Raw genomic sequence first — 13,230 nt, forward strand, 5'->3', positions numbered from 1 at the left:
CAAACTTATATATAATTACAAGTTCAACTCTCACAAAAAAACAGGATAAAAAAAATAAACAGCAGAACTAGTCCACTGTTTACTTTGCCACGCCTTCATGTAATTTTTCTGTATAATCCTTTACATCTTTCCAGCTATCTTTCGCTGTATGTAAATCTTCTTTTATAAACGTAAACTCTTCCGAACTAATTCCTTTTACGTTTTGTAATAAATTATTATACTTTGCACCTACTGTATACCATTGATTTGATATGTTTTGTAGTGCTGTAATTGCTGCATCAATTGTTTCTGTCATGTTTGTTGTTTTATTTTTTACATCAGTCAAAATTACGACTTCTGCTTGTGCTCCTGAAATTCTATCTTTTAAATTGGCGATTTCTCTTTCTGCATTTGCGATATCTTTTTTCGCAACCGCAATCATCGGCCCGCCAGCAAGACATGTTATTAGAGCTACGCAAAGTACGCCACCAGCAATGACCATATCATTACTCTTTTTAATCGAATCGTTATATGTATTTATTTGTTGCTCTAGAGCTGGAATACCAGCATTCGTACTTGCCAATATCGCTGTTAACTGATTTGTATCCTCTTTGAAACTATTTGTATCTTTCGCCATTCTATCGCGAAAAGCTTTCAAATTTCCTAATAATCCATCTACCTCATTTTGATTCTTTACAATATCCGCATACAACTTTTCTAAATCCGCTTTTAATTTTCCGCTATCCTTTTGATCAATCGCTATTAACATGTCATTATAATACGATTGAAACGTATTATTGTAATTAATAATATTTTGATCCGTTTTCATAATTTGAGGCTTCATATTATTTAACCAATATGCCGCATTAATTTTTGCATCTCTTTGATGCTGAATCATATTCCCTTTAAATTCACTGTTAATCGAACTTATTTTACTTAAATCCGTCTCTTGTTGATTTTGAATTAATTTTGCATATGAATCCATTGCAAATATACTTGATGTCGTTTGTGCCATTACATCTTGGAATCCAGCTGGTCCAAGAGAATAGTTTTTCACATTTTCTTGTAGCACCTTTACATTTTGTTCTGCTGCAAAAGGATGTAAAGGAAATGCGTTACTAGTTGCCACCCCAGCAATCATTACCGCTAAAAGACATTTTTTATAAAATCTTTTCTGCATATTTTTCACCTATTCTCTTTATAAGGATATCAAAAGCTCCTGCTCACAACTGAACAGGAGCTTCAAATCATTCATCAACACTTAACGCTCTAACGATTCGTATTCGATTATGCTTTTTTCGTATCTACTACTTTAATATCTTCAGCATAAATCTTTTCTGCATAGTCTTTAATGTTTTTCCAGCTATCTTTCGCAATGTTTAAATCTTCTTTAATGAAAACAAGATCGTTTGGACTAATTGAATCCACATTTTGAAGTAAAGAATTGTATTTTGATCCCATTGTATACCATTGGTTTGAAATGTTTTGCAACGCTGTAATTGCAGTATCAATCGTATTTGTTAAATACTCAGTTTGTGTTTTAATGTTCGTTAACCCAGCTACTTCTAATTGCGCAGTTGTAACTTGTCCTGTTATCTTTTGAATTTCTGCTTGTGCATTATCAAGCTCTTTCTTCGCTAATACAATTCCAGCTGTACCACCGCCTACAGCTGCTGCACCACCTGCAATTAATGCTACTCCTAGCGGTGTTCCTGCGCCCGTAGCAATAACTACTGCACCACCAATAATTGCAATTGGTCCTAGAGCTGTCGCAACAGATGAACCGATAATAATTGCATTATATTTACTAATTGCTTCATTGTACGTTGTAATTTGATTTTGCAGAAGCGGAATTCCTGCATCTTGACTAGCTAATATAGATGTAATTTGATTTGCATCACCCTTGAAGTTTTGCGTATCCGACGTCATTTTATTTCGGAATTTCTTCAAGTCTTCTACTAACTGATCCACTTGCGCTTTATTTTCATTAATACTACTTGATAATCTAGTTAGGCCTTTCGTAAGAGTCGTTTTATCTTTTGCATCTACCGCAGCAACTAAAGTATCATAATAGTTTTGGAATTTCGTATTGTAGTTAATGATGTTTTGATTCGTTGAAATAAGCTGTGGCTTTAATACATCTAACCATTGCTTCGCATTTCCTCTAGCTGTATCTTGGTGCTGAATCACTTTTCCTTTTAAAGCTGCATCAACAGTCGATACATTTCCAAAGTTAACATTACCTTGTTTAATAATTGTTAAAGCATACAGATCCATTACTAAAGCATTTGAACCTGTTCTTTCCATTGCATCTTTTAAGCCTTCTGGCCCTAATGAATATTCTTCATAGTCATTATAAGCTTTTGCTACCGCATGAACTGGAGCTTGTTTCACTGTACTTTCAGCTGCATACGTATGAGCCGGCATAATATTTCCTGCTGCAAATACTGCCATAAGTGCTGATAGAGCCATTACTTTATATGGTTTTTTTGTCATTTTTCTTCTCTCCCTATATCGCTAATTATTTTTCTATTTAATGTACTTCAACGTTTGTAACGTAATCTTCAAATTGATTTGTTTGCTTATTCATTTCATCACTTACTTTTTTAATTTGATTAAAATGTTTTTGAAGTAAACTACTGTCTGTATACGTGCCTTCTTCAACATTTGTTTGAATTTGAATCATATTATTATTTAAAACTTTCCAATCGGTTAATAACGTTTCTAAAGTTGTAATTTGACGATCAATTAATTCTGTAAAGCTATTTACTTGATCTTCAACGAATGTAATTTGAGTCGCCTCTGCTTCAGTTTGTGATAACTTTTGAATAAGTGGCAATAACTCTTTTTGCTTTTGTTGAATGCGAAGAGCTGCTTCCCTCGTTTGACTATCTGCAGCATTTACAATTTCATTACTTAAAGTACCAATAGAAACAAAATCGATTGTTTTCGTTTGTGCAGTTTGATTTGTGATTGTAAATACTTGTTTACCGATATTAATAGAACCTTTAATGATTTCTTGAGGTCTATTCAAAATAGTAGTTAGTTCAGCTTGAATTTCCCCTTGAATTCTTTTAATATCTTCTCTTAATTTCACAATATCTCCACTTGATCCTTGCAGTGTTTTTATTGCTTCATCGGCTTTAATTGATAAGTTGTTACTATCTTTGTCTAATACTGTTTTAAATCGATTTAACTCTAATAAATCTTGCTCCATACTCTCTTGGATGCTCTGTACTTGCAATTGTAATTTTCCATATGCACTCATAAAATCTACTTTTGCTTGCTGATCTTCATTTACGTTTCCTGCTAGTTCATAGAGCTTACTATAATAGCTATTGAATCTAGTGCTGTATCTCATCATCTCTTGATTTAAGTCAATTAGCTTCGGATTATATTCATCAATCCACTCTCGTACATTCGCCTTTGCAAACTTTTGATGATTCGTTAAGCTACTCATCGCATTCACCTTAATGTCTGGCTGTTGCAAAATAATTAATCCGTATGCTTGAATAAGCGGTGATTGTGATCCTAACATTCTAATTGAATTGGATAATGTATTTGGAGCAATTACATTTTGCGCATATACTGTTTTCACTTCCGTTTGCCCCTCCTTAGCGTAAGCGCTTACAGGAATGAAGCAACTCGTAGATACTGCTGTAACCAATAACCCTGTAATTAAAGTCTTTTTCACTTTAACTCCTCCTATGTATTAGCAACTATTACTATCGCATTTTATTATTCTATTTTCTTGCCCATAATTTGAGATGGTTAAAATAGAGAACGTTCTCAACGTGATCTATGTATGAACCACCTCTCTCGTATTGCTACAGTACTTACTTATCGTCACAAAACATTTTATTATTTTTCATATGTGTTTAGTATGAATAATATTGTATAAATTTTCTATTTCATCGAAATTCCCACATTCACACAGTGAATATATTACATAAAAATATTATTCATTTTAAACTAAACAACATACGTAAATATGAAATTTTATTTTGTTTCCATATAAGTTTTGTACTGTAAGGTCATTTAAACACAGCTGTTTATATATCGTAAAGAAGTATTTTCATTCCCTTTATTTTCAAGCTTTCATGTCCTTATTTCAAAATATAATCCGATTCACTTTATCGATTGAAATATCTATATATCACAACAGAAAACACTACTTTCAAATAACCAATGAAGTTATATTAGTATAATTTTTAACCCCATATGCAATTATGCATAGCATATACACAAAAAGGATAGCTTCATTTTCGCGAAGCTATCCTTAAAAAATTTTCTTATTTTTTCAAATGATATGGAACTGTCGTAATAACAACATTTCTTTTATAAAGTAAATACGCACGTATAAGTAAACTGGATTGATTATGAAGAATGTTATGCCAACCTTTTTTCGGAATGAACTGTGGTATAACGACCGTAACACGGTAATTCGATTCACTTGCCTTATATTGCACTGTATCGATAAACTTCGTTAGCGGCTGAATAATACTTCTATAATGAGAATGTAATGTAACAAGCCTTACTTCAGGTTGCCACTTCTTCCATTTCTCCTCAAATTTCTTTTCCTCTTCTCTGTCAAAAGCAACATATACTGCGATAACTTGATCTGCCGAAAGCGATTTCGCATAGTTCAATGAATTTTCTACTACATGCGTCATACCTGCTACAGGAACGACAATTACATTCCCCTCAATTGGAATAAGAGGCTCGCAAGTTTTTAAACTTAATTGATCACCCACTGCATCATAATGCTTCTTAATTCGATGGAATAAGAAGATAATAACTGGTAAGAAAATAAGAATCGACCAAACTTGTGCAAATTTAGTTAAAAAGAACATGCTCATTACGATAAAACTAATAACTGCACCAATTAAATTAACCGTTAATCTTAAAGCCCATCCTTCAGGCTTTTCGCGAAGCCATTTTAATACCATCCCTGTTTGAGAAAGTGTAAATGGAATAAATACACCTACTGCATATAGTGGAATTAAATGTTCTGTTTGTCCTTGGAAAGCTACAATTAAAATAATCGAAGCAACTCCAAGTATAATAATACCGTTTGAGTAACCTAGGCGGTCTCCTCTAATCGTAAACATTCTCGGTATGAATTTATCTTTTGCAAGGTTAACCGCTAATAAAGGAAATGCAGAATAACCTGTATTAGCAGCAAGAATTAATATTAAAGCTGTTGTACCTTGTATGAAATAGTACATGAAATTACGTCCAAATGTTTGTTCAGCAATTTGAGAAACAACTGTTACTTCTTTACTCGGAGTCACTCCGTAATAATAAGCTAAAAATACAATTCCTGAAAATAACACAGCAAGTAATGCACCCATTGCAAGCAATGTTTTTGCAGCATTGTTTGGCGCAGGATCTTTAAAGTTCGGAATTGCATTTGAAATTGCTTCAACACCTGTTAAAGCAGAACTACCTGATGCAAATGCTCTTAGTAATAAAAATAAACTAATCCCTGCAACTGGTGTACCAATTGGCGCATGTAAAGTGGGTGAAACATGACCAGTTAAAATATTATATATGCCCACACCAATTAATATAAATAGTGCTAAAACGAATAAATAAACAGGATATGCTAAAACGGAAGCTGATTCCGTTACTCCCCTTAAATTTAATATCGTAATTAATATAACAAATATAACCGCAATAATTACGTTGTGTGCATGTAAGCTAGGAAACGCAGACGTAATTGCATCTGTACCAGCGGACACACTTACCGCAACAGTTAAAATATAGTCAACTAATAAAGATCCTCCAGCAATTAAGCCTGGATTCATCCCTAAATTTTCTTTTGATACAACATACGCTCCCCCGCCATGCGGATAAGCAAAAATAATTTGACGATAAGATAAAATAAGGGCTGTCAATAATACTAATACCCCAACAGCGATCGGAATGGAATACCAATAAGCGATCGCTCCAACACCTGCTAAAGCAATTAAAATTTGCTCTGGACCGTAAGCAACTGATGACAATGCGTCAGAAGATAAAATAGCTAAAGCTTTCGTTTTATTAAGCTTTTGTTCTCCAAGCTCCGTTGATTTTAACGGTCTTCCAATTAAAAATCTTTTAATAGATGAAACCAATGCTGTCCACTCTCCAATAATTTTGTACGAACTTTTCTGCTTGTTGCAGCCAGTAAACTATTTCCTCAGAAAACAAAAAATGTCTACAAGCCATAGCGAAATAGACTTGTAGACATTATTTTTTTTGTCGCACAAGCTCCACCTTCCTTCTCAATATAACGCTTACGAGGTTAGCTGTCGGATTCGGGCCTATGAGTAGCCCTACCTTTTTTAAGGATTCACCCCATCGGATTATGTACTAATCCGTAAAAACGGGTCCCCCGTACCATGCGGTTTCAGCGATTTAGAAAATTGAAACTGTGGATTATAATACTCCTTTATTTTCAAAAAGTAAACAAAAATTTTTAATAAGAAAAAAATTAAAATGATTGTGCATAATCCACTGAGAAATATACATAATGAATACTAAAAAATCCGCAAAGGAGACCCCTATGTCTAAAGAAAAGAAGCCTATTTTTTCCGATTCATATTTAGATGCAGTAGCAAATGAAATTAATCAGTTATATGGTAAACGTGAACAGGAAATAAATTTGACAGATAGAACGAAAAGAAATAAATAATTTGTCATAAAAAAAATAAAAAAGATAGCAATACACTTATATATTGCTATCTTTTTTATTTTTTCATACATCTAATTCTATTACAGATCTGTTAAAGGTCATCTCTTCATACACCTTTAAATTTTGATATATAGTGCCTAATAATGGTGCCGCTATAGAAAATTGCTCTGCTACATCCAGTAAATATCCTTGCAAGTGCTTCCCTTCAATAAACGACCCCTTCTCCATATCACGTTGCATCGATGACTTCATATCATACGAAATTTTATCAATTGTTTTCATATGTTCCTGGACAATATTAACCTTTATTGGAGCTCCTAATACTCTCATGATTTGTACAGATTCCTCAAACACATTACGGATAAAATCACGGCCGCCTTCACTTTCACGGATTGGTCCAATTGGTGCACGCATTAACGTTGTCACACCGGACATTACAGTAATAAATAAATATTTATGCCACATATCTTGCGTAATATTTTCACTTAAAACAAAACTAGATTTCGTACCTGCAAATGCTTTAGAAATATGCTTTACTCTCTCTGAATTTTGAGACTTAATTTCTCCAAACACAAGTCTGTTGGCAGCGCTAGTTTGTACAATTTCTCCTTGATCGTTTAACGTCGTCTCGATAAAGCATAAACCGCCAATTACTTTTTCTTCGCCGAATTCTTTTTGTAATAGCGATAAATGAGCGATACCATTTAACAATGGAATGATTACAGTATTTTCGCCAACAAACGGCTTCAAATCTTGAATTGCCTCGTTTAAGTGATACGCTTTTGTTGAAAATAAAATGACATCAAATGGAGAAGTTCTCTCTTCTTTCGTTATTAATTTCGGTTGAAAGGAAAAATCCCCGTTAACACTTCGGATTACAAGTCCTCTTTCCTCTAATTGTTTTTTCCGTTTACTACGAACAAGAAATGTAACATCTTCTCCCTTTTCGACTAATCTGCCACCAAAAAATCCTCCGACTCCACCAGCGCCTAATACTAAAATCCGCATACAGCATCCCCCTTTTCAAAATAAAATTTTATAACTTTTAGTATACATAACATTATACATGTCCTCTGCTAAATAAGCTGAATTTTCACTCTCAATCGGGTATAAAACAGTGGTTATTTTCAAATAAATTTGGGCATGTTGTTTCTATAGCATATACGGAAAGGAAACAATGTAGATGGAGGCAATACAAGCAATTGAGGAAAAAGATGTAGCAACAGCTATATTTCAATTTATATTCCCGTTTTCTTTTAAAACTGGATATGAACAAAATATGTTCCCTTTCTTACAAAAAAACGATTTTCGTCCTTTTCGGCTCGATCATCTCGATGATGAAAATACATATTATGGGGAGTTTAAAGTTTCACATCAAAATATGGAAGCATACTATCTTTCATTTACCAATAAAATTCTCTTTCCTCACTCAGAGCATCAAAAGGGCTTGCAACGTTATTCAAAGGACCTTAACTTAACTGGACATTTAACAACAAACCTTATTTCAATCCCATTTAATATACACTCTATTGATGTAACACTTTGTCCCTATGAACTTGGCTTCTTAACAATTCGAACAGAAGTAAACACTGCTCCAAACATGACTTTATCTGAAGCAATCGAATTCGCTGCTCGCTTCCGTGTACTTGAAACTAAAAATGATACGAATGAGACTATTTGTATTGAATGTAACGGAAAAAAGTATTCCCAAGTTGAAAAATTCATTTTTGGTTATTTATTTCATGGTGTAACTGATTTCTTTGAAAAGAAGAGATTAAGAAGTTCATACTTTCAAACCTTCCCTTTCTTCGAAGACCAAAGAATGTACGTCCAAACTTTATTGTCACTAAAAGAAGGTATGGAACTTAATGAAGTGGATGTTTATCGTACTTCTAGTCTTTCCGGATTAACAAGTGATGGTAAGCCCTATGTGAGTGCAAATAACCTTCCTTACATTCATGACTATTTAAAAAAACACGCTTACCAGAGATGGGCTCCAAATCGTTATTTCATTATGGAAGAACATATTTTTACATGTGTAACAAATGAAGGCGAACGCGAAATCTCTAAACTTGCTAGTCAAATGTATGGGGAATTTTATTACGCTTTATTATTAAATCTATTCCATAAAATTGTTTTATTAAAAATGGCAAACGCCTATGCTGAGCTAAATATTGAACAAGATACTAATGAAATAGAGAAATTAATTTATTCGATCAATTCGTTCACTGCTAATTATTTTTCTTTAGAATTAGTATCCCAATCACAGAGTGAAGATATTTTCTTCCGCTTAAGAAAACTTTTTAATATTGAGGTTCTATACTCGAACGCGAAACAAAATCTTGATAGTTTGTTTAAATATCAAGAAAACGTCGCCTCTAAAAAAGATAGCCTTTTATTATTAATTTTAACGCTCTACTCTGTAGTGGGCCAAATGTTAGGGTTTACTATGATTGACCTTTTAAGAAACACCGATTCAAACAAAATATCGTCACCTCTTGAATTTTTCGCTCTATTAATTGCGATTAGCGGTATTGTCATTTCACTTATTTTAGGAGCCCAAAGTTTATACCAATGGGGTCTACAACATAAACGAAGAAAAGCTTGGGTAAAACAAACTGTACTTTCTGCTGTGAGAGAGAAAGACGATAAGAAGTAAAGAAGATTATTTTTAAACTACAAATACGTAGTACAATTCAGTAAGTGAAATTTTTATCAGCGATTTTCAAATTATATCGGCGCAACTCGAAATATATCAGCGATTTTCAAATTATATCGACGCAAATCAAAATATATCAGCGATTATTTAAACATATCGACTTACCGACAAAAAACGACAAAAAAGAATCGAATATGAAAAAGGCTAATCCAAAATAAAATTTAGATTAGCCTTTTTCCTCTTACTTCCCTGCTTCGATTTGCTCTAATGCAGCAGCTACTTGCTCTTCCGTTAATTCATGTTGTATTACGTAGCGGTTACGTGGACTTACACGACATTCATGAGAACATGCACGTAAATATTTCGCTTCGTTTTCTTCAGAACATAAAATTTTCTTATTACATTCTGGATTTGAACAGTTTACATAGCGCTCACAAGGTTCACCTGTAAAGTGGTCTTTACCAACGATAACATGTTCTTTTTGGTTTACTGGTACAGCGATACGCTCATCGAACACGTAACATTGTCCATCCCAAAGCTCACCTTGTACCTCTGGATCTTTTCCGTACGTTACAATTCCGCCGTGAAGCTGACTTACATCTTCATAGCCTTCACGAACTAACCAGCCAGAAAACTTCTCACAACGAATTCCGCCTGTACAATAAGTTAAAATCTTTTTACCTTCAAGTACTTCTTTATTTTCACGAATCCAATCTGGTAATTCACGGAATGATTCGATATCAGGTTTAATCGCACCTTTGAAGTGGCCTAAATCAAACTCATAATCATTTCGTGCATCAATGATAACTGTATCTTCTTGTTTCATTGCTTCATAAAAATCTTTTGGCTCTAAATACTTCCCAGTTATTTCGTGTGGGTTAATGTCATCTTCTAGACGAAGTGTAACTAACTCTGGACGAGGACGCACGTGCATTTTCTTGAATGCATGACCATCAGCTTCATCTATTTTAAATACGATACCGTCAAAACGTGGATCATTGTTCATTGCTTCCATGTATTTCTCTGTTTGTTCTACAGTTCCAGAACAAGTTCCGTTAATACCTTCTTTTGCTACAAGAATTCTTCCTTTTAATTCAAGTGAATTACAAAATGCTAAATGCTCTGCCGCGAATTCTTCTGGGTTTTCAATTGTTGTGTACATGTAATATAGTAATACTCTGTATGGTTTTGTAGTTGCCAATGTATTTCTACCACCTATCTAATTTTTAAAATCATGTATAAGTTAACGTTCATATCAAAACATATATAATAAGAAAATGAATCCCATTTTCTTTTCTTTATACTATTTTCTATCAGTTAACAAAAATAAAAAACAAGATTACACATCAAAACACTATGGTTATGTTGTAATCCCAATATATTATATATCATACAAATGCAATTCCATCAATTAATATGCTGGATTATCGGCTTTATGTTCACATAAATTTCAAAATTAACCCTTTAATTTATTATGTTTCCCTACGTCATCACACCATAAACTCCCAATTTATTTTACATTATCACACCATCCATTGCATAAAGGCATATAATTTGCATTAAGGAAACTTTCGTGTTCAAATGAAATTATCACATAACATATTTAAATGTATTGAAATAATGAGTAAGAATACATACAATAATTTCATCAAGTTAACATTTTAAAGGGGAAAACTACTATGAATAAAGATATAACAAAAGATGAACATCTCCCTTCTGAAAGTACAACTGTACAATCAGCTCACTTAGCTTTAAGTGGAGAAACAAAAGGTTGGAAAAGACTGTTACCATTTTTAGGACCCGCTTTTATCGCATCCGTTGCTTATATTGACCCTGGCAACTTTGCTACAAATATCGCAGCTGGTTCACAATATGGATATTTACTATTATGGGTTATACTCGCTTCTAACTTAATGGCTGTATTAATCCAAACTTTATCAGCTAAATTAGGAATTGCTACAGGAAACAATTTACCCGAAATAGCTCGTGAAAACTTTCCAAAGCCTGTGTCTATCGGTTTATGGATACAAGGTGAACTAGTTATTATGGCTACAGATTTAGCGGAATTTATTGGAGCTGCTTTGGGGCTTTACTTACTATTTGGAATCCCGATGCTACCTGCCGCTTTAATTACTGCAGCCGGATCATTTATTATTCTTGAGTTTCAACGTAGAGGATTTCGTCCACTAGAAGCTATTATTACAGGAATGATTTTCATTGTAGTAATCGCTTTTGGAATTCAAGTTTTTTATGCAAAACCAGAATTAAGTCCCCTTCTTTCAGGACTATTTATTCCAAGATTTCATGGTGTAGATAGTATATTACTTGCAGCAGGGATTTTAGGTGCGACAGTTATGCCGCATGCAATCTATTTACATTCCGCCTTAACGCAGCGGCGCGTAGTCGGAACAAATGATGAACAAAAGAAAAAGATTTTCCGCTTCGAGTTTATCGATATTATTATTGCAATGGTTATTGCTGGAGCAATTAATGCAAGTATGTTAATTGTAGCAGCTGCTCTATTCTTTAAAAACGGCTTGCACGTTGAAGATTTAGATGTTGCTTACACTCAATTTACCAATTTAGTAGGTCCTGTATCGGCTGCATTATTTGGGATTGGACTTTTATCAGCAGGACTATCTAGCTCTTCTGTCGGTACAATGTCGGGTGATATTATTATGCAAGGTTTCATTCGAATGCATATTCCGTTATATTTACGCCGATTTATTACAATGATTCCACCATTAGTTATTATCGCTTTAGGTGTAAATCCAACTTACGCTCTCGTTATGAGCCAAGTCGTCTTATCATTCGGTATTGCATTTGCATTAGTACCACTTATTATGTTTACAAGTAATAAAAAGATAATGGGTGCACTCGTTAACCACCGCATAACAACATTTATCGCATGGATAATTGCTATACTTGTTATCATTTTAAATATTTTCTTACTGTATCAAACTTTTGTAGGGTAATGAAAAAGGGTATTCCAATTTTAATTTGGAATACCCTTTTTGGATGAAATGATTTTCTTCTAGTTACCACTTATGTATGTCCCTCTTTCCGGCATCATGATACCATTTTCAGTTCGAAAGTAAAGTGGCAATCCTTCCGCAAAAAACATACTTACCTTGGACGGATCTTGCCTTTGATGATGAATATGTAAATGCGGCTCACTTGAACTTCCTGAGTTACCGACTTGAGCAAGAACCTCTCCTTCATTTACATGTTGTCCTTCCCTCACTTTAATTGATCCTTTCTTTAAATGGGCCAGAACCATAAATGTCCCTGATTCATCTAGTCGTAAATAAATATGATTACCCGCCATTGACTGAAAATCATCCTCTCCTGGAACTACATCTTTTTCATCATTATTGATAGATACAACTGTTCCAGAAGCTGGTGCCATTACTTCCGCTCCATATATTCCATAATCCTCTAACTTACTACTTTTCACTTCAGCAGGCGGAATAAGAACATCATATGCCCAGCGTTCATTTGGTTTTATAACATGATAGTTCGTTTCTAATCGATCACCACCCCATCCCACTAATGCTCGTTCATTCAAAGGAAAGCGAACTACTGCTTTAGGATTCATAGAATGTACATCTGCTGGATAAGCAAGTCCTCCTATGTTAGCAAACCACCCTAAAGGCCAAGCTCCAATTATAGAGAAAAGAACGATGAAGAGTAGCGCTCTATCTATTCGCTTTCTGAAAATCCCTTTCCACACAAATAGTAAAACTGATCCTATCAAAATAAAGAGTGATACTATGCTAAAGGCTTGTATACTCCACCAAAAAATGACTGATATAACGCCTTTAGCTACATAAACTAAGATCCAACTTATAATTAAAAAAGAAACTATAATCACTAATAAAAATTTCTTCCACATGTCGCATCCCTACTCTCA

The 13,230-nt window shown here is 33.9% G+C and carries 10 protein-coding genes and 1 riboswitch; of the genes, 3 read left to right on the forward strand and 7 right to left on the reverse strand.

From position 1 onward, the window contains the following. Positions 1–79: 79 nt before the first annotated feature. The 4 genes from nheC to F3I02_RS05105 all read right to left on the reverse strand — a co-directional run bounded on the left by nheC (position 80) and on the right by F3I02_RS05105 (position 6,098). Complete coding sequence (nheC, locus tag F3I02_RS05090; protein ID WP_131249778.1) at positions 80–1,159, reverse strand: non-hemolytic enterotoxin NHE subunit C; 1,080 nt, start codon at positions 1,157–1,159, stop codon at positions 80–82. 107 nt (positions 1,160–1,266) lie between these two features. Then, positions 1,267–2,475 carry a non-hemolytic enterotoxin NHE subunit B gene (gene nheB / locus F3I02_RS05095; RefSeq protein ID WP_000162982.1) on the reverse strand — a complete coding sequence of 403 codons (1,209 nt, stop codon included), beginning with the start codon at positions 2,473–2,475 and terminating at the stop codon, positions 1,267–1,269. Positions 2,476–2,512: 37 nt separating this feature from the next. Continuing rightward, positions 2,513–3,673, reverse strand: coding sequence for a non-hemolytic enterotoxin NHE subunit A (gene nheA / locus F3I02_RS05100; protein WP_061884005.1), 1,161 nt, complete (start codon positions 3,671–3,673; stop codon positions 2,513–2,515). A gap of 598 nt (positions 3,674–4,271) precedes the next feature. Then, a complete protein-coding gene (locus tag F3I02_RS05105) occupies positions 4,272–6,098 on the reverse strand; it encodes an APC family permease (protein WP_000254887.1) in 1,827 nt (608 codons plus the stop codon). A 144-nt stretch (positions 6,099–6,242) separates the two neighbouring features. Next, positions 6,243–6,389: riboswitch (cyclic di-AMP (ydaO/yuaA leader) on the reverse strand. 140 nt (positions 6,390–6,529) lie between these two features. On the opposite strand from F3I02_RS05105, the gene F3I02_RS34350 reads away from it, so the two are divergent. Then, positions 6,530–6,658 (forward strand): hypothetical protein, encoded by a 129-nt coding sequence (locus tag F3I02_RS34350; protein WP_000031873.1) that lies wholly within the window; start codon positions 6,530–6,532, stop codon positions 6,656–6,658. A gap of 63 nt (positions 6,659–6,721) precedes the next feature. On the opposite strand, the gene panE is transcribed toward F3I02_RS34350, so the two are convergent. Beyond that, on the reverse strand, positions 6,722–7,666 hold the full coding sequence (panE, locus tag F3I02_RS05110; RefSeq protein ID WP_001221903.1) for a 2-dehydropantoate 2-reductase: 945 nt from the start codon (positions 7,664–7,666) through the stop codon (positions 6,722–6,724). A gap of 175 nt (positions 7,667–7,841) precedes the next feature. On the opposite strand from panE, the gene F3I02_RS05115 reads away from it, so the two are divergent. Further along, positions 7,842–9,317 (forward strand): hypothetical protein, encoded by a 1,476-nt coding sequence (locus F3I02_RS05115; protein ID WP_196477714.1) that lies wholly within the window; start codon positions 7,842–7,844, stop codon positions 9,315–9,317. Between the two features lie 241 nt (positions 9,318–9,558). Here F3I02_RS05115 and trhO read toward each other — a convergent pair whose 3' ends face one another. Next, complete coding sequence (gene trhO, locus F3I02_RS05120; RefSeq protein WP_000246214.1) at positions 9,559–10,518, reverse strand: oxygen-dependent tRNA uridine(34) hydroxylase TrhO; 960 nt, start codon at positions 10,516–10,518, stop codon at positions 9,559–9,561. Positions 10,519–10,996: 478 nt separating this feature from the next. Here trhO and F3I02_RS05125 point away from each other — a divergent pair, with 478 nt between their 5' ends. After that, on the forward strand, positions 10,997–12,292 hold the full coding sequence (locus F3I02_RS05125; protein ID WP_196477715.1) for an Nramp family divalent metal transporter: 1,296 nt from the start codon (positions 10,997–10,999) through the stop codon (positions 12,290–12,292). A gap of 59 nt (positions 12,293–12,351) precedes the next feature. Here F3I02_RS05125 and F3I02_RS05130 read toward each other — a convergent pair whose 3' ends face one another. Beyond that, positions 12,352–13,212, reverse strand: coding sequence for a M23 family metallopeptidase (locus tag F3I02_RS05130; RefSeq protein ID WP_000265529.1), 861 nt, complete (start codon positions 13,210–13,212; stop codon positions 12,352–12,354). Positions 13,213–13,230 lie beyond the last annotated feature (18 nt).

It is taken from the genome of Bacillus sp. SRB3LM, from assembly GCF_015712745.1.
Classification (GTDB): Bacteria; Bacillota; Bacilli; order Bacillales; family Bacillaceae_G; genus Bacillus_A; species Bacillus_A thuringiensis_K.